Below are 23,019 nucleotides of genomic sequence, written 5' to 3' on the forward strand. Positions count from 1 at the left end.
TTATCCCTAAAACTTGTTTTCTTGCTGGAAAGGTTGTATGTTTGCAATGAAATTTAAGGGGGAAAACCCCCAACTCGCACACAAACGCAAAATATATACCGGTACACGTTATGAGAACAATACACCACCTCTTATTAGGCGCCGTGCTCCTCTTCTCTTGTGGTTTTAGCCAGCAAGCTAATGCTCAGAATGAAAAAGGATGGCGTCGTCTTACTATCAGAAAAGGCAAAAGCGAAGAAGGCGCAGCACGCTCTGTCGCAGAAGGACTTTACCGTCTGTCCATTGACTCTGCTGTTTATCGTCTGTACTACGAAATTGCCTATCACCCCCAGCCCTCAAACCCAGAGCTAGAGGTAGTCTGGACACAAGTACTACAGATCGGACTAGAGTGCAGGAAGTATGTGAACTATGGTACACTCCAGGCTGACTCAATCTATGATAGCTCTTCTCGCGAGGGCATACCCTTCTCTGATGTTTCTGCTCAATGTAAGGAGTATGAGGAGGAAGGTCGCTTCTTCCCCATAAGCCTAATCATCGACAACAAGACCGACAATATGGAGGTTCTTGAGAAGGTGGGCTCTAAGCTCTATACCTATACTGAGGCAGCACCTAAGCTCAAGTGGGAGCTCCTTGAAGGATTCTCCACCATCGGAGGATACAAGTGCCGTCAGGCTACTACGACCTATCGTGGACGTAAGTACATCGCTTGGTATACGGATAAGTTCCCTATGAAGTATGGCCCCTATAAGTTCGGTGGTCTACCTGGGCTGATCGTCTGTATCTATGACGAAGCAAAGGACTACAAGTTCACCCTCACTGGATTTGAGCGTGCACCCAAGGGGGAACATATCTTCCGCCCATCTCAGTCTGAGGCAGTAGAAGGTACTCCAGAAGTAATCAAGAAGGCTTGGGAAGAGTATGTAGCTATCTCCAAGAAGGAAGCAGCACAGCGACAGTCTCACATCGGCTACCTGAAGAGAATGTATCCACGCCGTCATATCTCTGAACAGCCCATTATCCCTGTGTCCTACAATCCAGTGGAAAAGGACTAGACACGCCCCCTACTAGGTGCTCTCCCAACAATGAGAGCCCAGCATGAATTGATAACACGAGACTATGGCTCGGGTGGTATATGCCCCCAGCCATAGTCTCTTTTTGTATCTACCAGCCCATTATACTCTGGTCTGGCCTTAGGCTTCCTTGCCTCGATACCTTATCCTCCACCTCATCCTGATCCATCATTTATTCTAGCCCATCTGTGTATTAGTCCTTTACTTCTCTTGGTGCTATGTCGGTACTCTTGACCTATTTCCTCTGTTATCTAGCTCCCTACAGATAGGCTTATGACACGTGTGTGAGTGGGGTAGTAGGGAGGGGTATATCTCTTTGGGCTTTCTTTGCATTAGTTCAGGAAAAATGTCTAACTTTGGGAAAGAGGAAGCCTTAGCAGAGCCTCTTAGCGCATCATATTTTTCACTCTTATTCGCTGGGCATTATGATACTAGAAGCTAGCTGGGAAGTCTGCAACAAGATGGGAGGTATCTACACCGTCCTCTCGTCACGCGCGGACGTCATGACCCAGAAACATACCGATCACCTCGTCTTCATCGGTCCCCTCCTCGCTGGGGACACTGATGCTCTTCCCCTCGACTTTATTGAGACAGATCAGGGATGGCTGGGCTCTTGGCTCACGGAACAAGCTCCTTCGCTGGGGCTTCGGGTACGTGTCGGGCGCTGGGCAGTCTCTGGGGAACCTCCGGTAGTGCTTGTGGACTTCCGCCCCCTATGGGAGACGAAGAATGACCTCTTCTTTGAGCTCTGGAAGGCCTACGGACTAGAGAGTGACAAGGGCTATGGGGACTATGATGAGTGTTCTCTCTTCGCTCTCGCTGCCAGCCGTGTGATGCAGAGTATCGTAGCTTGGCGTGGAGATGAGACAAATATTGCCCTCTTCAATGAGTGGCAGACTGCCATGGGGCTACTCTATCTCAAGCTCTATGCTCCCGATATTCATACCCTCTTCATCACGCATGCCACTACGGTGGGGAGGTCTATTGCGGGCAATGATAAGGAGCTCTATGCCTGGATGAGTCACTACAACGGGGATCAGATGGCTCGTGAGCTCGGAGTAGAGGCGAAGCATGCAGTGGAGAAGCTAGCTGCACATGAGGCCACTGTCTTTGCCACGGTAAGTAAGCTCACTGCTCGGGAAGCTGAGCAGCTCCTAGGGCGTCGTCCCGTCGTCCTGCCCAATGGCTTCCACGTGGGACACTCACCCTTCACTGCGCCGCTCCTTGCCAAGCGTCGGAAGGCTCGTCGCAGGCTAGCAGAGGTAGCCTCGAAGCTCTACAACACACCTATTGCAGAGGATGCCTTCTTCGTGTCGCTTGGTGGTCGATATGAGTATCGTAATAAGGGGATAGACCTCTTCATCGAGTCCCTCCATGCCTTTGCTCTGAAGTACCGAGGGACACGCCAAGTCGTTGCCTTTCTCCTCGTGCCGGCATGGGAAGCTGGCGCACGTCGAGACCTCCAGTATCTACTCAGTCATCCATCTGAGGAGCAGACGCAACCTCTTCTGTATCCGTGCTTGACCCACTGGCTCTACAATACGGAGCATGATCGTGCGGTCTGCCATATTCGCCACCGAGGGCTAGACCACCCCGAGGGTCGTGTGAAGGTGATCTTTGTCCCATGCTACCTCAATGGGATCGATGGTATCTTCGATGCGACCTACTACAATCTCCTCTCCGGAATGGACCTAACGATCTACCCAAGCTACTATGAGCCGTGGGGCTATACTCCGCTAGAGAGCATTCGCTATGGGGTACCGACGATCACGACTAATCTTGCAGGATTCGGTCTATGGGCTCAGGACGAAGAGTCTAGGGAGCCCTATGATGAAGCTCCCTATCCACCCGTGCATGTCGTAGAACGCACTGACACCAATGTCGATGAAGCCATTGCCACCATAGCGCAGCTCATCGCCGCACAGGTCGCCCTACCCAAGGAGCAAGCTCTGGTACAGCGTAAGCTCGCCTTCACGCTGGCGAAGGAGGCCGACTGGAAGCACTTCTATCGTCACTACGAGCAGGCTTACCAAGCGATGTCTTAATCTCGCCTACCTAGGTACAGAAAGCCCCAGAGGGGTGGCACTCGATATACTGAGTGCCACCCCTCTGGGGCTTTCTATTGCGGGCTATTCTTGATGTTTAGTGGCTATCCGTCATCCCGCCTTTGTCTGTGGGGGATTGTGTCTATGTGCGGTGAGCTCTAGTTTGCTTGCGTTCTTTGGGGAATACGTCTTGTCGCAGTGCCCTTTGTCTCTTCTGATAGGGGTACGAAGTCGCCCTCGGGAGCATAGAGGCGGTAACGCATTATGAAGCCTTCGGGTAGGCAAACCTCCACTGAGGCTCCAGCCTGACGTAGGACGACGATCCCTGGGTGGCGGATGAGCTTCTCCTCTAGGGACTCTTCAGGACAACCCATACGGGTGGAGAGGGTCGTCCCATCGGAGCGGAAGATGTAGGTTAGGTCACTCTCGCCATCGCTCTGTAGCTCAAACTTGCCGTTTAGAACATGTATGTTGCAGTCCACCTCGAGGAGCTTGCTGGGGATGAGTTCTATGTAGTAGCTCTCTGCTCCTAGGCCTTCGGGGGCAGTGATGACATAGGGGACGAAACCCTTGGGCGAATGGCTGTGTGGGGTAGCCGAAGGCTTCGCTACCTCGATTGCTCCCGTTGCCTTCCAATAGCGGTAGCCGAGCTGTATGCCTGCTTGTAGGGTGACGGCTACCTGACGATTGCCACGGAAGGGGAGTAGGAGGGGCTCGCCTACGCAGTACTTAGCTTGTCGTGCCGAGCCCTCGGGGGTGTAGTCCTGAGAGGTGATGGTCTCCGAGCTCCCGTCGTAGACGTAGTAGCTCAGCCCACCTTGACTCTCACTGGAGACCAAGCGACCGCTCAGCATACATACTGAGCAGGGACTGGTATTGCGCTGTATAGGGGTGAGCTCGAAGCGGTAATCCTCGATCGAGGGGACGACAGGTAGGGTGAAGACGAAGGTGTGAGGGGGGAAGCCCACGGCATCCACATCGTAGGTCAGCAGGGCGTCCTCTGCGTGCTCTGCTTGGCTATCCTGCGCCTCCTTCGTCGCATGGCATCCTAGTGATGAGGCACAGAGAAGTCCTAGCGCTAGGGTCACGAGTGGAGCTCTCTTGGTGGCCAAGGTCTTCATTGCCGTCTGTATTATGTTCGTCTATCTTCTATCCGTGGAAGAGATGACGGGTACCTCACTTCCTAGAAGTAAAGTACCCGCATCCTACCTAATAACTATCTGTTGCTAGATGCCTCCCTGCTCTAAGGCTCGGGGTGCAATGGGATCTCATACTCTACAAACACCTTATGTAGCGCATTTATTGCACGGTCTAGCTGCTCGTAGGTGTGTGTGGCCATCAGAGAGAAGCGAATCAGCGTATCCTCGGGGGCGACTCCTGGTGCGACGACGGGATTGACGAAGACACCTTCCTCGAAGAGCTTGGCCGTCACGCGGAAGGTCTTCTCGTTGTCTCGTATGAAGAGGGGGATGATAGGTGTCGCGGTATTGCCGATCTCGAAGCCGAGCTTGCGGAAGCGGTCGAGGCAGTATTGGGTCTTTTCCTTGAGTGCCGCTACACGCTCTGGTTCACGGAGCATGATGTCCAGTGCCTTGCTGGCAGCTGCCGTAGCAGCGGGTGTGCAGCTGGCGCTGAAGATATAGGAGCGGGCATGGTGGCGGAGGTAGTTGATCGTGACCTTGCTACCAGCGATGAAGCCCCCAATCGAGGCAAAGCTCTTGCTGAAGGTACCCATGATCAGGTCTACCTGGTTCGTTAGCCCGAAGTGGTTACATACACCACGGCCGTGGTCGCCAAGGACGCCGAAGCCGTGTGCCTCGTCTACCATTACGGAGGCACCATAGCGCTTAGCGAGCTCCACGATCTCGGGGAGCTTACATAGGTCACCCTCCATAGAGAAGACACCATCGACGACGATGAGCTTGATCTTGTCCTGCTCGCACTGCTTTAGGCGGCGCTCTAGGGCCTCCATGTCGTTGTGCTTATATCGTAGGCTCTTAGCTGGAGAGAGGCGTATCCCTTCGATGATGGAGGCATGGTCGAGGGCATCCCAGATGATATAGTCCTCTCGTCCGAGGAGGCAAGAGATCACACCCAGATTGACCTGGAAGCCAGTAGAGAAGATGATCGCATCCTCCTTCCCTGCGAAGGCTGCTAGTCGCTTCTCCAGCTCGATGTGTGAGTCTAGCGTACCATTGAGGAAGCGGCTACCAGCGCAGCCGGTACCATACTTCTCAACAGCGGCGATAGCAGCGGCCTTGACTTCAGGGTGGTTGGTGAGGCCGAGGTAGGCATTAGAGCCAAACATCAGTACCTTCTTTCCATCGATCAGTACCTCAGTGTCCTGATCGCTCTCTATCTTTCTGAAGTAAGGATAGATCCCTGCGGCTTGAGCCCGCTGAGGCTCGGTATAGCACGCTAATTTCTGCTCGAGTAAGTTCATTATATTCTTTCTTGTCGCCCCGTGACCCTCAGCTGGTAGCTCAGCGGGGGCTAGTCCTCTTGGCTAGGTCGCTGGGCTCCGCCTCGTCGGAGCTTAGGGGCTGGGTGGCCTTCTCCGTCACCATTCAATGGGGTTGTGGGGACGTAGAGGGAGCACCTCTTCAGTAATTTGTGTATAGAGCCACTGCCTGATCTAAAGATCCCCTGAAGGTGTGACCCATGTTTCGTAAATACGGGCAAAAGTACACATTTCTCTCAAAATCGTGCAATCCTATGGCTCTCGTGATCTAAAAGTCATTAGTACAAAGGGTGTTAAGAGGTGGTGTCCTAAGGTTAGCTCTTACTGAATATTATTTAGGAGCTTCCGTTTGCCCCTCGGTCAAGCCCGTCTTACCCTCTTCTATATTCTTGCGGAAGCGTGTACCTAGTCCCCGAGGGGGCGACACGTCTCCCCCCAATGCCTACCTACTCTTTCTAGGGATAGAGCCCTACCTGCTGGGTGGATAGGGGGACTATGGGGGAGCTCTTGCCTAATGATCGGGAGCTCCTATGTAGGGGGCTGGGGGCTCTCCTCAGCAAGCACTCTACTCCATAATTATATATAGGCAATGTCAGTCTGCGGGTGAGAGCTAGGAGCGGGGAGCGATCAAGGGGGGCGGAGTAAGAAGTAGAGCTAGGGTTCGATCCGAATTTGAGTATAGAGCTAGGGCGGGGGCAAAGTAGGGTTTGGTGCAGCTGTCTGGCTGTGCTTAGGAAGGGGGGCAAAGTCAGGGCTGACGCATGAAATCACCATAGTGCGAGGGCAAGATTGTCAAGGAGCATACACCGAGGATGGAAGTATCCGTGTCCTAGGTGTAGAGATCCCCAGCGTATCCCTCCTACCTAGGAAGGATGAGTATACACGTGTGTACACAACTGTATACCCACGTGTACACTACTGTATACACGCGTGTACACAAGTGTGCTCTAAGTATCTCCTCTGTAGGGCTCGCTAGTATGTCTATTCCTTGGGGATGATGCCTAGGATCTTTAGTGATGGGCTAAGGCTCTCTGGGATATGAAGCGATACCCCCGAAGATCCAAAGGCAGGAGTGTGCGAGCGAGCTCATGCGTTGGCACTGGGGGCGAAGTGGGGTTTGGAGTTGGAGCTAAGGCAGAGGTTGGATAGGGTGCGAAGTTGGGTTAGGGGCTGGGAGTAGGGACGTGTTGGGGAAAGGGGAACTAGAGACGATGTGTTTGGGAGATGTTTCCTTGGAGCTTTCCCTCCATAAAAGGCTCTTTTTCAGACATTCCGAGAGGGCAATAGAGCTCATCTTGAGAAGGGTCGAATAGGACATATAATGTTCGCCCTAATCACCTATGTAAGGTGACGACTGCGCACATACCGAGAAGGCAATAGCGAACATACCGAGAGCCCTTCGGTCACCTATGTAAGGTGATTACAGCGAAGATACCGAGTCCTCTCCTTGGGTTCATATTGTCTTCTTGGCTAGGCTCTTGGGAGGAGCGCTAAACTCGACTGATTTGTTGGCTTGTGACCGGTGCTTTATCCGCTTGGGTCATCTGATGCTGTTCCCCTTGCACTCATCTCTGTCTATCTGCCTGCCTAGATGGCTTGGAGACGTGGGGGCAAGTGCTACGCTGGTTAGAGCGAAAGGGCAAGTGTCAGAAGGAACGCAGGTGAGTATAAGCTCTGGACTGTGGATAGTGTAGGGGTGGGGTTGATGAGGGGGAGGGTAGGAATATAGATGGATGGGTGTCGGGTGGTGTCGAAGGGTGAAACTTGTTTAGGAGATGTGGGCTGTAGTGAAGTAGGGGTGAAGGATGAGGGCTATGTAGGAGCGTCTATTGATGTCGGAGTGTCAAAGGCAGGGACTCGTGCATGGGGAGGGGGAGTGTTGGGTAGGGGGGAGATGTATGTGGCGTGGATGCCAAGGTTAGGGCTTAGGTCTGGAATCGAATGGGTGTGAGGTCGGAGAGCTGGAGAGCGAGGGGGCGGAGAACTGGAGGGTGTGAGGTTGGAGAGCTGGAGAGTGAGGAGGCGGAGAACTGGAGGATGCGGAGAGCGTGAGTACTAAGGGATGGCAATAGTAGGATGAGGGAGGTGGGCTGGGGGGAAGGGCTTGCCCTGCCTACTCTGGCTGGGTAAGGGCTGTCCGTAGGGGTATGTGCGCTGGGCAATCGCTCTAATAATGCTACCTTTGTGGCACAATAAAAAAGAATTATGGCATCACCCACTCCATCCTCTCCGCTACTGCCAGTAGCCGCTCGCTCTGGTATTGCCTTTGGGATCATACTCATGGCGCTCTCGAGTGCACGTCTGCTGGGTATCTATATCTCACCCCTCTTCTTCTTCCTCTATCTAGGGATGCTCTTCTTTGTGCCCTATATGGCTTACCGAGGAGCAGCAGGCTATCGAGCGTACTACTATCCCGCAGGAGACTTCTCCTTTAGGCAGGGCTTTAGTTTTGTGGTTCTACTGCATGCTTGTGGGGGGATCTTGGCCCTTATCCCTCAGTACTTCTACTTCCGTCACGCACTGCCTCCGCTCCTAGATGGGCTGCAGGAGTCGTTACGTACGACGAATATTCAGGGGAAGGCTGACCTACTGCAGACATTCGAGGAGATGCGCGCGATCAGTGTGGGGCAGTGGCTGTGGTCAGACTATTGCCTGACGATCCTACTGGGTGCAGTATGGGGGATCGTCGTAGGGCTTATACTTAGGAGAAAATAAGATCAGTACATGGATATATCAGTCGTAATACCCCTCTACAACGAAGCAGAGTCTCTGCCCGAGCTGGAGGCTTGGATCCGGCGAGTGATGCAGGAGCATGGCTATAGCTATGAGATCATCTTCGTCAATGACGGCAGTACGGATAGCTCGTGGGAGGTCATCCAGAGCCTTAGAGAGACGAACCCGCATGTGCGGGGCGTGAAGTTCAGACGTAACTATGGTAAGTCTCCAGGCCTGCAGTGTGGCTTCGCCCGCACTCGTGGGGATGTGGTTATCACAATGGATGCCGACCTACAGGACAGCCCAGATGAGATCCCCGAGCTCTATAGGATGATCCGTGAGGAGGGCTACGACCTCGTCAGTGGCTGGAAGCAGAAGCGCTACGACCCTATACTGAGCAAGAACCTCCCCTCCAAACTCTTCAATGCTACGGCACGTAAGCTCTCGGGGATCGACAACCTACACGACTTCAACTGTGGGCTCAAGGCCTATCGCAGTGAGGTCGTCAAGAGCATAGAGATCTACAACGATATGCACCGCTACATCCCCTATATGGCTAAGGTAGCGGGCTTCTCTCGGATCGGGGAAAAGGTCGTCCAGCACCAGGCACGTAAGTACGGGACGAGCAAGTTTGGGCTCAACCGCTTCGTCAATGGCTATCTGGATCTGATCACGCTGTGGTTCACCTCCACCTTTGGGCGCAAGCCGATGCACTTCTTCGGCCTAGGCGGTAGCCTTATGTTCATCGTGGGCTTCATCGCCCTAGCCGTGGTCTTGGTCTCCAAGTTTGTCCATATCTGCACGGATACCCCAGCACCACTAGTCACCTCACGTCCCTACTTCTTCATCGCTCTGACGGCGATGGTCATCGGGACACAGCTCTTCCTGGCGGGCTTCCTAGCGGAGCTGATCGCTCGGCAGTCACAGGACCGCAACGACTACAAGATCGAGGAGGAGCTCTAGCCCTCCTCTCCCTCTAGAGACCTATCCATACGGACGAACGACGAGTGCCCTATGTGCCGACCTATGATGCTCCGTGGTAGAGCCCGCATTGCGGTGCTCCTCCTTGGCTTACTTGCCCTCCTTCCCTCCTGTCAGAGCTCTCGGCAGGAGACGACCTATACACGTCTCACGGGGGAGGTCTTTCACACCTACTTCTCGATCCAGTATGACCTCGAGGAGAACTATCAGCAGGAGGTGGACTCGACCTTCCACGTCTTCAGCCGCTCTCTGAATCCCTTTGACTCGACGAGCCTCATCACTGCGATCAACCGCAACCTCTCCACCCACACCGATACGATGCTCCGTGAGGTCTTCCTCCAGTCGGTGGAGATCTCTCGCCATAGTCAGGGTAGCTATGATGTGACCTGTGCCCCACTGATTAACCTCTGGGGCTTCGGCTTCGAGAAGAAGGACAGTGTGAGCCAGAGGGTCATCGATAGTATCCGCTCCTTCGTGGGCTACCAGCGTGTACGGCTAGAGGGTCAAGAGATGATCAAGGAAGATCCACGGATGAAGATGGACTTCTCCTCGATCTCCAAGGGCTACTGCTCCGACCTCGTAGGACGTATGCTCTCTGCCCGTGGTGCCCGTAACTACCTCGTAGAGCTCGGTGGCGAGATCGCCTACTGTGGGGTCAATCCCTCGGGCGAGCCCTGGATCATCGGGATCGACAAGCCCATCGACGACCCCTCAGGGCAGGTCAATGACCTACAGCTACGTCTACAGCTCCCTCGTGAGGCTGGGGGGCTAGCTACCTCGGGTAACTACCGTAACTATCGTGTGGTCAATGGGGTCAAGCTGGCTCATACGATCGACCCTCGTACGGGCTACCCACTGCAGACCGATGTGCTCAGTGCGACCATCCTAGCCCCCACGTGTATGCTAGCTGATGGGCTCGCTACGGCGTGTATGACCCGCCAGTCCAGTGAGGTGCCTGCTCTGCTGACCCACTTCCCCGGGGTAGAGTATATGCTGATCCTAGGGGATGGACACTCGGGCTTCCGCACGGTGATGTCCCCAGGCTTCAAGCGACTCGTACTTCCGGATAAGTAAGGGCTTCTCCCTCCCTCTCGCTCTCCCTATTCTCCTATCCCCGAGCGTCCCTCGCTCCCTCATCCTCTCCGATCCTGACTCATGAAAAAGATCCTTTCCCTCCTCATCGCCCTCGTCCTGCTAGCTAGCTGTACCGGTGGGACGAAGGGGCAGAGCGGTGCTACCGATAGCCTCGTGGCGGACTCGGTGGACTTTGCCTTCCCCGTGACCTTTACCCATGCCGAGTGGGTGCAGGTCACGAACCATCCCGGCTACAAGGAGCTCCTCATCCTCATGCCCGGCTCCCGTGATACGCTGGAGCGGTACATCCTCTATCCACGAGGGCACAAGCCTGCCCTAGAGACTCAGGCACAGCTCATCCCTATCCCTGCCCGTACACTGGGCTGTCTCTCCACGACAGACGTAGGGGTACTCCCGATCCTAGGACTACGTGATGTGCTGGTGGCCTGCAGTGAGCCCTCCAATATCAATGATAGTCTCCTGCATCAGCGCTTCGTCTCGGGGCAGATCGCCAATATCGGCCAAGGTATGGGGCGCAATACGGAGCAGATCCTAGCGACCCACCCCGATGTCCTACTCCAGAGTATGAGCGAGAGCACCGAGCAGGATCAGGAGCTCATCCGTGCAGGTATCAGCACGCTGACGATCCACAACTGGCAGGAGGGGAGCCTGCTGGCTCGTGCTGAGTGGCTCAAGGTCGTAGGCCTCCTCTTCGGGCGCAACCAAGTCGCCGACTCAGCCTTCCGCTCCATAGAGTCGGAGTACCGAGCAGCGTGTGAGCTGGTACGTGCCGAGCCCGAGGAGCTCCCTATCCTCTATGGGCTCGACTATCAGGGTGTGTGGTACATCCCCTCGGAGGACTCCTATGTGACTGCGATGCTCCGAGATGCTAAGCTCCGCTATGACGCTACGCCTCGGGGTCTAGAGAGTGAGCCCGTGGGCTTCGAGTATGTCTTTAGCCGTCATCGCCATGCCAAGACCTGGATCTGCGTTACCCCCCAGCGACTGACTCGCCTAGAGGAGTTCCTAGCGCTGAGTGATCGCTACGGACACTTTGACGCAGCACAGATGGGGTCGGTATGGGTCGATCGTAAGACAGAGGGCTACGGGAGCTCGGACTTCTGGGAGGGAGCCCCCTATCGTCCACACTTGATCCTCAAGGATTTGATCAAGGCCACCCGCCCGCACCTCCTGCCCCAGTATAGCCCCACATACTTCCTTCGTCTGGAGCGATGAGACTACGTACCTCGCTCCTCTTCCTCTCACTCGGGGTACTGATCCTGCTCTTCTTCGTCCTAGACGTGGCATGGGGGAGTGTGTCTATACCTCTGGATGCGGTGATCGATGCCCTCCTAGGGCGGTCGGAGGAGACGACCTATAGCTATCTGATCCTACACTTCCGCCTGCCCAAGGCGGTGACTGCCCTCTTCGCTGGGGCAGGTATAGCGGTGGCAGGCCTGCAGATGCAGAGCCTCTTCCGCAATCCACTGGCCGATACCTCGATCCTCGGGATCAATAGTGGTGCTGGTGTCGGAGTAGCGGTCTACACGATGGCCTCGGTGCTCTTCCCCGGACTCTCCTCCCTCGCACTCGGGGCGAATACCTGGGGGATCATCATCGCCTCCTGCCTAGGCTCACTCACGATCCTGCTCTTAATCTCTATCGTAGCCTCTCGGGTGCGGGATATGATCTCGGTGCTGATCATCGGGGTGATGGTGGGCTTCCTAGCCAGCTCGGTGATCTCGATCCTGCAGTTCTTCAGTAGCCAAGAGATGCTGAAGACGTACCTCATCTGGTCCTTTGGGAGTGTCTCGACGACGACCTGGCGACAGCTGACCTTCATGCTCCCGATCGTGAGCTTAGCCCTGCTTAGCTCGCTCCTGATGCCCAAGCAGATGAATGCCCTCCTCCTCGGAGAGAGCTATGCCCGATCCCTCGGGGTCGATCTGGTGGCGGTGCGCTATCTCCTCATTACGATCACGAGCGTCCTCACGGGGTGTATCACTGCCTTTACGGGGCCTATCGCCTTCCTGGGGCTAGCGGTGCCCTACCTTGTCCGCCTCATCTTCCGCACCTCCGATCATCGAGTCTTGCTACCAGCGACGATGCTTATGGGGGGGCTACTCCTACTGGTCTGTGACCTGCTGACGCAGGCACCTGGCTATCAGTTCGTCCTACCGATCAATGCTCTGACCTCACTGCTCGGAGCACCCGTGGTGATCCTCGTGGTGCTGGGGAGTCGCTCGGGGCGCAAGACCTTTCACTAGCCTATGCAGAGCGAGCAACAGATCCTACTGAGAGCACTCTCGACTGGCTATGCGGGGAGTCGTGGTGAGCGTGTCGTATCAGAGCGTATCGACCTCGGGATAGCCCCAGGGGAGGTCGTTATGCTCATGGGTCCCAATGGTAGTGGTAAGTCCACACTGATGCATACGATGGCAGGACTCCTTAGTCCCCTCTCGGGTGAGGTGCTCATCTCGGGTAAGAGCCTCTCCACGCTACGAATGAAGGAGGTGGCACAGCTCCTGAGCCTTGTCCTGACGGAGCGTGTCGATACGGGGAATATGACGGTCTGGGAGGTCGTCGCTCTGGGGCGTTATCCCTACACGAACTTCTTCGGAGGGCTAAGGGCGGAGGATGAGGCAATCATCCGTCGCTTGCTCGATGCCTGCCGACTGGGTGATATGGCTCAGCGTATCCTCACGGAGCTGAGTGATGGGGAGCGACAGAGGGTGATGATCGCCCGAGCTCTCACGCAGGATACCCCGCTCATCCTCTTAGACGAGCCGACAGCACACCTTGATCTCCCCTCTCGGCTGGAGGTCGTGCTCATGCTACGTCGGCTAGCTCGTGAGTTACAGAAGGGTATCTTGATCTCTACCCATGAGCTGGAGCTTGCCCTTAGCTGGGCGGATACCCTTTGGCTGATGGATCGCTCGGGGAGGATCGTCTCGGGAGCACCCGAGGATCTTGTCCTCGGTGGGGATATAGAGCGTGTCTTCGGCAGTGCAGAGCTGAGCTATGATATGGAGCGAGGGGAGTTCTCGGTACAGCAGAGTGACCTGCGCCCGATCTATCTGCAGGCCTCCTCGCCTGATCAGACCCTTCGCCTTCGCTGGACGGTACATGCTCTGGCTCGCTTAGGCTATTGTCCCGTGACAGAGCCTGAGACACTGCCTCGAGTCGTCGTGAGCTCTACGGAGTGGCATCTGACCACAGGAGAGGGGACACGAAACTGTGGCACACTGACGGAGCTCCTCACGGAGCTGAGGGGGATAGACTAGAGCTGCCTACATTATATATAGAGTCCCTCGGGGGGGAGACGACCTACGGGGTGGTACCCCCGCCCTCTATACGAGCCCCTCGAGGAGAGAGAAGCGCTAGAGGGGCAGCGGCGAAGGTGTGAGCTACTTAGTAATCTTCGTCGTATCTTTGTCATCAAGATGAAGCATATAAGGAACTTTTGTATCATAGCCCATATTGACCACGGTAAGAGTACCTTGGCCGACCGCCTCCTAGAGACGACACAGACGGTCTCGGGCAAAGACCTACAGGAGCAGGTCCTAGACAATATGGACCTAGAGCGTGAGCGAGGGATCACCATCAAGAGCCACGCGATCCAGATGAACTACCAGATGGAGGGGCAGGACTATGTCCTCAACCTCATCGATACCCCAGGACATGTGGACTTCTCCTACGAAGTCTCTCGCTCCATCGCTGCCTGTGAGGGGGCTCTGCTGATCGTCGATGCTGCCCAAGGCATACAGGCACAGACCATCTCCAACCTCTACATGGCTCTGGAGCATGACCTAGAGATCATCCCTATTGTCAACAAGGTAGATCTACCGAGCGCAATGCCCGAGGAGGTAGAGGATCAGATCATCGAGCTCCTCGGCTGTAAGCGTGAGGAGATCGTCCGAGCGAGTGGCAAGACCGGCCTCGGTGTCGAGGAGATCCTTCGTGCCATCGTGGAGCGTATCCCTGCACCTAAGGGTGACCCCGAGGGGCCACTGCAGTGCTTGATCTTCGACTCGGTCTTCAACCCCTTCCGTGGGATCATTGCCTACTTCAAGGTCGTCAATGGTGTAATCCGTAAGGGGGATCATGTCAAGTTCATCGCCACAGGCAAGGAGTACGATGCCGACGAGGTCGGTGTCCTTCGCCTCGATATGGAACCTCGACGAGAGGTGCGTACGGGTGATGTAGGCTATATCATCTCAGGTATCAAGACCAGCCGAGAGGTCAAGGTCGGTGATACCATCACCCACGTCACGGGGGGAGCAAGTGTGGGGATCGCAGGCTTCGAGGAAGTCAAGCCCATGGTCTTCGCAGGGCTCTATCCTATCGAGAGTGAGGACTTCGAGAACCTACGTGCTTCGCTGGAGAAGCTCCAGCTCAATGACGCCTCCCTGACCTTCCAGCCAGAGAGCTCTATCGCTCTGGGCTTCGGCTTCCGCTGTGGCTTCCTCGGACTCCTACACATGGAGATCATTCAGGAGCGACTGGACCGAGAGTTTGGGATGAACGTCATCACTACCGTCCCCAACGTATCCTACAAGGTCTACGACAAGAAGGGCAACTGCCTAGAGGTACACAACCCCTCTGGTCTGCCCGATGTGACGCTCATTGACCGCATCGAGGAGCCCTACATCCGCGCTTCGGTTATTACGAATACAGCATATATCGGCCCTATCATGACGCTCTGCCTCGGCAAGCGTGGTCAGCTCATCAAGCAGGAATATATATCGGGGGATCGTATCGAGATCTTCTTCGACCTACCGCTCGGTGAGATCGTGATCGACTTCTATGACAAGCTCAAGAGTGTGTCCAAGGGCTATGCCTCCTTTGACTATCACCTTAGCGACTTCCGCCCCTCCAAGCTCGTGAAGCTCGATATCCTCCTCAACGGCGATCCCGTGGATGCCCTCTCTACGCTCACGCACGTGGATAATAGCGTAGCCTTTGGGCGCAGGATGTGTGAGAAGCTCAAGGAACTCATCCCTCGCCAGCAGTTCGACATCGCTATCCAGGCAGCTATCGGAGCTAAGGTCATCGCTCGAGAGACCATCAAGGCCGTGCGCAAGGACGTGACGGCCAAGTGCTATGGTGGGGACGTCTCACGTAAGCGCAAGCTCCTGGAGAAGCAGAAGGAGGGTAAGAAGCGCATGAAGCAGATCGGTACCGTAGAGGTGCCTCAGAAGGCCTTCCTTGCGGTTCTGAAACTCGATTAAATAACGTATGGCAACCACAGCAGCAACGACAAAGACTCCTAAGCGTGTCACGAAGTCGCCTAAGCCCGTCATCCCGATGGAGATGGATGGGCGCATACCGCCACAGGCTCCAGACTTCGAGGAGGCCGTCCTAGGAGCAATCCTCCTAGAGAAGGATGCCTATGCCCGAGTGAGTGAGCGCCTGCGCCCCGATACCTTCTACGTCAAGGCGCACGAGCTCGTCTACTCAGCGATGGTGACCCTAGCGATGGCACAGCAGCCTATCGATATGCTCACTGTGACCGAGGAGCTACGTAGGATGGAGGTGCTGGACGAGATCGGTGGCCCCGCATTCATCGCAGGCCTGACCTCGAAGGTGATGTCTACCAGTAGCCTCGAGGCACACGCTGATATTCTCTACAATAAGGCACTCAGCCGTCGTCTCATCGGGATGGCCTCGACGACGCTCAAGGGCGCCTACGATGATGTCATCGATGTACAGGAGCAGATCCAGCAGGCCGAGGGCTCGCTCTTCGAGATCGCTCAGCAGAACTCTAGCCGTGACTTCGTCCCCATCAACCCCCTCGTCAAGGGCGCTATCAACGAGATACAGATCGCCGCTAACCGCTCCGAGGGGATCAGCGGGCTGACCACGGGCTTCCACGATATAGACGAGATGACCTCGGGCTGGCAGAACTCTGACCTCATCATCATCGCCGCACGTCCTGCTATGGGGAAGACAGCCTTTGTCGTCTCGATGGCTAAGTACATGGCGGTGGATCATGGGATACCCGTTGCGCTCTTCAACCTAGAAATGAGTGCCGTACAGCTCGTCAAGCGTTTCCTCTCCAACGTCTGTGAGATCAACGGACAGACGATCAAGAGTGGTCGCCTAAGCGATGAGGAGTGGGTACGCCTCAACAATCGTATCAGCACCCTAGAGTCTGCGCCACTCTTCATCAACGATACCCCTTCGCTCTCCGTCTTTGAGCTACGTACCAAGGCTCGTCGTCTCGTACGTGAGCATCAGGTGAAGATCATCATCATCGACTACCTGCAGCTCATGAATGCCAGCGGTATGAACTTCGGCAACAGAGAGCAAGAGGTCAGTACCATCTCCCGCTCCCTCAAGATGCTCGCCAAGGAACTTAATATCCCCATCATCGCCCTCTCCCAGCTCAACCGTGGTGTGGAGAACCGACTGCAGGGTGGGGATGCCAATAGCAAGCGTCCCCAGCTCTCTGACCTTCGTGAGTCTGGAGCTATCGAGCAGGATGCTGATATCGTCTGCTTCATCCACCGCCCTGAGTACTACAAGATCACGGTAGACCCCGAGACGGGGATGTCGCTACGTGGTGTAGGGGAGTTCATCATCGCCAAGCATCGTAATGGCCCTGTAGGGGAGGTGCGCCTGACCTTCAAGGCTGATTATGCTCGCTTCTCTCCCATGGATGAGCCCGAGTCAGCAGCCACTTCAGCAGGTGCATCTGCCACACCGGGCAAGGGTGTATCACTCAGTGGTCGCACCATAGCCTCGGCCCAGGCGCCGGGGAGTGCGCAGGGACAGGATGACCCACTCGCAGGAGGGGTCGATCCGCTGGGAGGCGTACCCTTCCCTTAGTCTTGGCTATGGATCGACTCCTAGCTTGCTCCCTATCGAAACTTAATGAACCCACCTATACAAATGCTTCACTCAGATGATCGGCTGGACTACCAGCTCCGTATCAGGCGTGTGCAGGCACTCCTCCAGAGAGAGGGGATCGACGCACTCGTCATTGCTTCGAATGTCAATCTACTCTACACCTTCGGACACATCTACTCCGGCCTAGCTGTCATCCCACAGCAGGGGGAGGCTCAGTTTTTCATCCGTCGTCCCCAGTCCCTCGTGCAGGGGCAGGAGGGTGTACACGCCATCCGCAAGATCGAGCAGATCGCAGAGCTGATGGATACCACTCAGCTGACCTCGGTCGCACTAGAGCTGGACGAGCAGACCTACTCGGATATCCAGCGCCAAGTACGCCTCTTCCCCAATGCCCAGATACATAATGCGACGACGCTCCTTAGGGAAGCTCGCATGGTGAAGAGCCCACTAGAGATCAAGCAGACCCGTCAGGGAGCAGAGCGACACGTACGTGCCTACAGCTATATCAAGGATCTGTATCGTCCAGGCATGACGGATCGTGACCTGCAGGTCGAGATCGAGTATCGGATGCGACGTGGAGGATCGGTAGGTCTCTTCCGTTGCTTCGGCACAGCGATGGAGATCTATATGGGTAGTCTGCTGGCTGGGGACAATGCTGGAGCACCCTCACCCTATGACTTTGCCCTCGGTGGTGCAGGTACGCTTGCCCTACCTCTCGGAGCCAATGGCACCCCCTTAGAGCCCGGTATGGCGGTGATGATCGACATGGCGGGCAACTATGGGGTCTACTACTCCGACCTCACACGCACCTACTCGATAGGTCGTCTGCCAGACGAAGCCTATCGCCTACATGAGCTGAGTCGTCGCCTCCATCGGGAGGTCATGCAGCAGGCTCGGCCGGGTACTACCTGCGCAAGTCTCTATACCGACACGCTCGCTATCGTGGAGGCAGAGGGTGCTAAGCCCTACTTCATGGGGACGGAGCAGCAGGCGCAGTTCGTGGGGCATGGCCTAGGACTGCAGATCAACGAGATGCCCGTGCTGACGGGGCGCAGTCGGGATGTCCTCGAGGAGGGGATGGTGATCGCCTTCGAGCCTAAGTTTGTCCTCCCCGGTGTCGGTGCAGTGGGTATAGAGAATACTTACCTCGTGACGGCTACAGGTGTCGAGTGCCTCACGCCTGCCCCAGAGGAGATCATTGACCTAACAAAGTCCTAAAGCCCCACCTCTCTCATGAAGCGCAAAGCTCTCTATGCGGGGTCCTTCGATCCCTTCACTCGTGGTCATGCCGATATCGTAGCTCGTGGCCTTGACCTCTTCGATGAAGTCATTGTCGCCATTGGGACGAACGATGCTAAGCGCAACCTCTTCACCGCCCAAGAGCGTCTCCAGCAGATCCAGCGTTACTATGTCGATGAGCCACGTGTACGTGTGCTGACCTATACGGGACTTACCGTGTCGCTGGCGCAGGAGCTCAAGGTGAAGGTCCTCCTACGTGGTGTGCGCAGTAGTACCGATATGGAGTACGAGCGTACGCTGGCCGACCTCAATCGCCATATCGCCGATATGGAGACGGTGCTCCTACCTGCCTCGCAGCGGTTCACCCACATCAGTTCGACAGTGGTGCGTGAGCTCCTACATTATGGGGGGGATGTGTCTACCTTCTTGCCTCAGGGCTTCTCCCTAGAGGTCAATCCCTAAGCTCCCCACCTCTATGTCGGACTGGAAGAAACGCCTAGGGGTGCTCTACAGCACCGATCCCAACTATAGCTATACCACAGAGGATGACCAACCCGAGGTAGCGACGCTCCCTCCTGCTGGGCAACGCCTACGCCTCTCGCTCTCTCGCAAGCAACGAGGGGGCAAGGAGGTAACGCTCATCTCGGGCTTTGTTGGTTCTGAGGAAGACCTCGAGGCTCTGGGGAAGACCCTCCGCCAGCGTTGTGGGGTCGGGGGCTCTGCCAAGGATGGAGAGATCCTCATCCAAGGCGACCAGCGCACCAAGCTCCTTACCATCCTACATTCCCTCGGCTACACGCAGACGAAGTAGTAGGCATGTCACATCGATTACGTCCTACCTAGGCTAAGGCCAAAAGCAGATCGCCCCGATGATCCACGTGGGTCATCGGGGCGATCTGCTTCTAGCGGTGACGTCTATCCCTACTGCTCTCTATCGCTCTGTGGGGTCTCCTCTGTGTCCCTATCTAATACGGGCTCTAGTGGGCTCCCTTCCCAGGCCTTCGTGGGTAGACCTTTGCCTAAGTAAGGGAGGAGAGGGCTAGGGGTGGAGTAGCTTGCTCCTTGACTGGATCTGCTCAGAGAGTAGGCGGTAGAGGGACTTAAGCTCGGGTCGTCCCTGCAGTAGGCTGAGATGTCGCTCTAGGGTCTGACGATCCCCTCGGACGGCAGGGCCAGTCTGTGTCTCGGAGGCTGGGAGGGTGTAGAGCTTCTCTAGGGTCTCACTAAGCAGGGGGAGGAGTGCCTTCTGCGGTAGGCCGTGGCTGGTGAGGAGCTCCTCGGCTAGGGCGACCAGATGGTTACTGAAGTTACAGGCGAAGACCGCTGCGACATGTAGGATAGCACGCTGTGCCGAGGAGGCTTCGTGCACCTCGTGGCTTAGGCTCTCTGCTAGTTGGCTCAGTTGGACAAGCGTCTCTCCCTCGCCCGCCTCGATGTAGAGAGGGATGGAGGAGAAGTCGATAGCCTTTGCCTTGCTGAAGGTCTGTAAGGGATAGAGGACACCCACCTGCTGGTGGTACTCTGCCATGGCCTCCAGAGGGGTACTGCCCGAGGTGTGTAGCCAGATCCCCGAGGTGTGCCCTGCCAATGCTTGCCAGAGCGAGGGGAGAGCATCATCCCGCACGGCGAAGAGGTACCAGTCAGCATCTTGGCTGAGCTCGGCGAGCTGGCTGGTGCTCCTGACCTCTCCCGCTAGCGTGCTGGCTAGGCTGGAGGCACTCACTCCGCTGGGGCTGTAGATCTCGGTGATCCGACAGCGCCCTAGGCTCGTGGAGAGGCCGTGCAGAGCTCGGGCTAGGTGCGTAGCCACGTTGCCCGCACCGAGGAGTACGATACGCTGCTCCTCGGGGGAGACCCTTGGTGGTCGATGGGGTAGGCTATTGTCGTGCATCGCTATCCTTCCTGCTCGCCCTCCTCGGGTAGGCTGTACCGCTCTAGGTGGATCTGCTCCCAGCGGAGCTCCTCGATGGGGTGGGGAGTGGTCTCATGCGCCTTGTGCCCAATAGCGATGATACAGAGTACCTCTAGCTGGTAGGGGATGTCGAGGACGTTGCGCACATATTCGACAGACTCCTGCCCATTGGGGGTATAGCACCCGTAGACATTGGCCCAGCAGGAGCCGAGTCCTAGTGCCTCGGCCTGTAGCTGTAGGTAGCCTGCGGCGAGGGTCGCATCGGCGATCCACTTCTCGCACTCCATCGGAGAGCCCAGGAGGACGATCCCTAGTGGTGCCTCCCGCAGGAAGCCTGCACCATCCTCCCGCATATAGCTCAGCTCCCTCAGGGTATCTCGCTGCTCGACGAGGATGAACTGCGTCGTGTGCCGACCTCGGGAGGAGGGGGCTCTCAGAGCTGCCTCCAGCAGGAGCCTCACCTCATCGCCCGAGAGGGGCTCATCGGTGAACTGGCGCACGGAGCGCCGTGTGTATATAGCGGGTAGCAGGTGTAGCCTGTCTTGGTCGTTAGTCATTGCTCTGTCGTATTTAAGTCCATTTGTCCCACAAAGATATAAAGACTAGCCAAGGTGTGGGCTGTGTGCGACGAGGCCACACTCTAGCTCTCTAGGGTGTGGCCTCGCTGTGGGATCGCTCTCGGTCGTGTCCCTACTAGAGGGTGTAGTCGATGCCGATGGAGATGATCTGGTTCTTACGTGTGTAGACCTCTGTGGCCTTGGTGTTCACCCCTGGGAGGGCGGTAGAGACGTAGGAGTCGATCGCCTTCGTGTGCTTCTTGTAGTCGGTGAGCATGTAGGCGATGTTCAGCTGGATCTCCTTGGAGAGGTCTATACCGACACCGAGACCATAGGAGTTGGAGCTCATGTCGAAGTGGATGTTGCTCTGATAGGCATCCGTCACCCCCTTGCGAGTGAGCTGTAGGCCTGCGCTGACATCGAGCCAAGAGAGGGCATTCCACTCGAGCCCGAAGAGGTACTCGCTGGTGTTGTGGCTGAGAGCCTTCTGCTTGTCCCCCGACATACGTGCCTGCTTCTCGAAGAAGTGGTTGAAGCCCACCGAGGCTGTGAGGGTGGGTAGGATCCGGTACGAAGCACCGATAGCTAGTACGGCAGGCATATCGTTGGCGACCTTGGCGCCGTCTCTGAACTGCTCCATGCCCGAGTCGTTGGCCTTCGTCTGGTTCTTCACCTCGAGTGCCGTACGGAATTCATAGCGAGCCCCCACGTTCAGCCCCTCATAGCTTAGGTGTAGGCCGATGATGGGAGCGATACCGATCCCCGTCTGCTTGACCTCGATACGCTTGTCTACCGAGCCTGCTGCTAGGGCTGCGGGTGCACCGAGTAGGGTACGTACCTGCCCCAGTACGGCAGGGGGGAGGCTTGCCAGGGCACTCTTGACGGCGGGGTTCTCTGCTAGAGCCTTGTACTTCAGAGCCTCAGCTGCGAAGTAGGTAGGAGCGGAGACCATCTCGCCTGCTTGGTTATTGACTCGGATGTTGCGAATGTAGCCCGTGTAGGTATTGTAGGCATAGCTCAGGCGTGCCCCGAGGTGTGCGCTGAGGTAGGGGTTGATGCGGTAGGTCGCCCCAAGCTGTAGCCCTAGGGTGTACTGTAGTCCCTCCAGACGGCTATCGACAGAATACTTGTTCACCGCAGTGAGGGGGGCGGTGAGGGTGGGGAGCTGGGCGGCAATACCTGAGGGGAGAGCAGACCCTAGGGCAGGATTGCTCAGTATGGCCTTGATCGCCTGTGTGGTCGTGGGGATCATAGAGACAGCAGCCTCGAACTGGGGGAGTCCCTTATCGAAGCGAGCCTTCCCACCGCCACCGAAGACACCAGCGACAGCAGAGAATGCCCAGTCGCCCTTCTTGTAGCTTGCCATGAGCGTGGGGACAATAGGCGCAGTGGCTGTCCCCTCGAAACGCTTCGTCGTCCCACCGCCATTGAAGGCGAAGGGGGCAAAGGTCGCCTCGATGTCTCGCTTCTGAAAGACCGTCTGGCTATTGATCGAGAAACGCCATCCGTCGGGAGTGAAGACGAGGCCAGCGGGGTTGTAGTAGGCTGCGTCAATAGCGGTAGAGGCATTGCGTGCGAGGCTCCTCAGATAGAGGGCATGCAGGCTCGTATTATTGAGTAGCCCTCCAGCGAGAGCGGAGGAGTAGGTGCTTAGGCAGATGAGCCCAAGGGCTAGGGTTCTTTTCATCAAATTCTTTGTTTAGTGAACACCTCAGAGGCATAGGTAGCCCCGAGGTTAGCAGGGCAAAGGTATAAATTATTGCACACATGCGGTGAATGTGTGCAGTCTGGGGGTGTGAGGGCATAAGTCTTAGGGGGCTTTGCTTGCGGGATCAAGGAGCTCTGTGTGTGGGGCAAAGGGGACTCTGTGCGGAGGAGAAAGTCGGCTCTGTACGGAGGGTGAAGTCGGCTCTGTGTGGAGGGTGAAGTCGGCTCTGTGTGGAGGAGGGAATGGGCTCTGTGTGGAGGAGGGAATGGGCTCTGTGTGGAGGAGGGAATGGGCTCTGTCGAGGCATGATTTTGGAGCCCATTCTGAGAGCCCTAAAGTATACAAGTAATGAACGCCTCAACGCTCCTATAAAGAACGCCCTCGTCACCTTACATAGGTGACGAG

18 protein-coding genes are annotated in these 23,019 nt (G+C 56.3%); 13 read left to right on the forward strand and 5 right to left on the reverse strand.

Going from position 1 to position 23,019, the window contains the following annotated elements; translation table 11 throughout:
- The first annotated feature begins 110 nt into the window (after positions 1-110).
- A complete protein-coding gene (locus QZ554_RS04780; RefSeq protein ID WP_297194730.1) occupies positions 111-1,052 on the forward strand; it encodes a GLPGLI family protein in 942 nt (313 codons plus the stop codon).
- A 443-nt stretch (positions 1,053-1,495) separates the two neighbouring features.
- Complete coding sequence (locus QZ554_RS04785; protein WP_297194731.1) at positions 1,496-3,115, forward strand: glycogen/starch synthase; 1,620 nt, start codon at positions 1,496-1,498, stop codon at positions 3,113-3,115.
- Positions 3,116-3,273: 158 nt separating this feature from the next.
- On the opposite strand, the gene QZ554_RS04790 is transcribed toward QZ554_RS04785, so the two are convergent.
- Complete coding sequence (locus tag QZ554_RS04790; RefSeq protein WP_297194732.1) at positions 3,274-4,236, reverse strand: ecotin family protein; 963 nt, start codon at positions 4,234-4,236, stop codon at positions 3,274-3,276.
- 122 nt (positions 4,237-4,358) lie between these two features.
- Positions 4,359-5,558, reverse strand: coding sequence for a pyridoxal phosphate-dependent aminotransferase family protein (locus QZ554_RS04795; protein ID WP_297194733.1), 1,200 nt, complete (start codon positions 5,556-5,558; stop codon positions 4,359-4,361).
- 2,223 nt (positions 5,559-7,781) lie between these two features.
- Here QZ554_RS04795 and QZ554_RS04800 point away from each other — a divergent pair.
- From QZ554_RS04800 to QZ554_RS04850, 11 genes are all read left to right on the forward strand, one after another.
- Complete coding sequence (locus QZ554_RS04800) at positions 7,782-8,291, forward strand: DUF4199 domain-containing protein (RefSeq protein WP_297194734.1); 510 nt, start codon at positions 7,782-7,784, stop codon at positions 8,289-8,291.
- Between the two features lie 9 nt (positions 8,292-8,300).
- Positions 8,301-9,254 carry a glycosyltransferase family 2 protein gene (locus QZ554_RS04805; RefSeq protein WP_297194735.1) on the forward strand — a complete coding sequence of 318 codons (954 nt, stop codon included), beginning with the start codon at positions 8,301-8,303 and terminating at the stop codon, positions 9,252-9,254.
- A 51-nt stretch (positions 9,255-9,305) separates the two neighbouring features.
- The gene (locus QZ554_RS04810; RefSeq protein WP_297194736.1) at positions 9,306-10,346 is read left to right on the forward strand and encodes an FAD:protein FMN transferase; all 1,041 of its coding nucleotides are present in this window, start codon (positions 9,306-9,308) and stop codon (positions 10,344-10,346) included.
- A gap of 81 nt (positions 10,347-10,427) precedes the next feature.
- Entirely contained in the window at positions 10,428-11,582 is a 1,155-nt protein-coding gene (locus QZ554_RS04815) for an ABC transporter substrate-binding protein (protein WP_297194737.1), read from the forward strand.
- A complete protein-coding gene (locus tag QZ554_RS04820; protein ID WP_297194738.1) occupies positions 11,579-12,613 on the forward strand; it encodes an iron ABC transporter permease in 1,035 nt (344 codons plus the stop codon). The genes QZ554_RS04815 and QZ554_RS04820 overlap by 4 nt, the downstream gene beginning before the upstream one ends.
- 3 nt (positions 12,614-12,616) lie before the next feature.
- Complete coding sequence (locus tag QZ554_RS04825) at positions 12,617-13,630, forward strand: ABC transporter ATP-binding protein (RefSeq protein ID WP_297194739.1); 1,014 nt, start codon at positions 12,617-12,619, stop codon at positions 13,628-13,630.
- Between the two features lie 159 nt (positions 13,631-13,789).
- A complete protein-coding gene (gene lepA, locus QZ554_RS04830) occupies positions 13,790-15,577 on the forward strand; it encodes a translation elongation factor 4 (protein WP_297194740.1) in 1,788 nt (595 codons plus the stop codon).
- 7 nt (positions 15,578-15,584) lie between these two features.
- The gene (dnaB, locus tag QZ554_RS04835) at positions 15,585-17,177 is read left to right on the forward strand and encodes a replicative DNA helicase (protein ID WP_297194741.1); all 1,593 of its coding nucleotides are present in this window, start codon (positions 15,585-15,587) and stop codon (positions 17,175-17,177) included.
- Between the two features lie 63 nt (positions 17,178-17,240).
- Positions 17,241-18,416 (forward strand): Xaa-Pro peptidase family protein, encoded by a 1,176-nt coding sequence (locus tag QZ554_RS04840; RefSeq protein WP_297194742.1) that lies wholly within the window; start codon positions 17,241-17,243, stop codon positions 18,414-18,416.
- A gap of 15 nt (positions 18,417-18,431) precedes the next feature.
- Entirely contained in the window at positions 18,432-18,899 is a 468-nt protein-coding gene (coaD, locus tag QZ554_RS04845) for a pantetheine-phosphate adenylyltransferase (protein WP_297178625.1), read from the forward strand.
- A 13-nt stretch (positions 18,900-18,912) separates the two neighbouring features.
- On the forward strand, positions 18,913-19,248 hold the full coding sequence (locus tag QZ554_RS04850; RefSeq protein WP_297194743.1) for a translation initiation factor: 336 nt from the start codon (positions 18,913-18,915) through the stop codon (positions 19,246-19,248).
- Between the two features lie 228 nt (positions 19,249-19,476).
- Here the strand turns inward: QZ554_RS04850 and QZ554_RS04855 are convergent, their stop codons facing one another.
- The 3 genes from QZ554_RS04855 to QZ554_RS04865 form a co-directional block, all read right to left on the reverse strand.
- A complete protein-coding gene (locus tag QZ554_RS04855) occupies positions 19,477-20,328 on the reverse strand; it encodes a Rossmann-like and DUF2520 domain-containing protein (RefSeq protein WP_297194744.1) in 852 nt (283 codons plus the stop codon).
- Between the two features lie 2 nt (positions 20,329-20,330).
- The gene (locus tag QZ554_RS04860; protein WP_297194745.1) at positions 20,331-20,906 is read right to left on the reverse strand and encodes a nitroreductase family protein; all 576 of its coding nucleotides are present in this window, start codon (positions 20,904-20,906) and stop codon (positions 20,331-20,333) included.
- A gap of 136 nt (positions 20,907-21,042) precedes the next feature.
- Complete coding sequence (locus tag QZ554_RS04865; protein WP_297194746.1) at positions 21,043-22,593, reverse strand: FadL protein; 1,551 nt, start codon at positions 22,591-22,593, stop codon at positions 21,043-21,045.
- Positions 22,594-23,019: the final 426 nt, after the last annotated feature.

It is taken from the genome of uncultured Porphyromonas sp. (assembly GCF_915070105.1).
GTDB lineage: Bacteria > Bacteroidota > Bacteroidia > Bacteroidales > Porphyromonadaceae > Porphyromonas.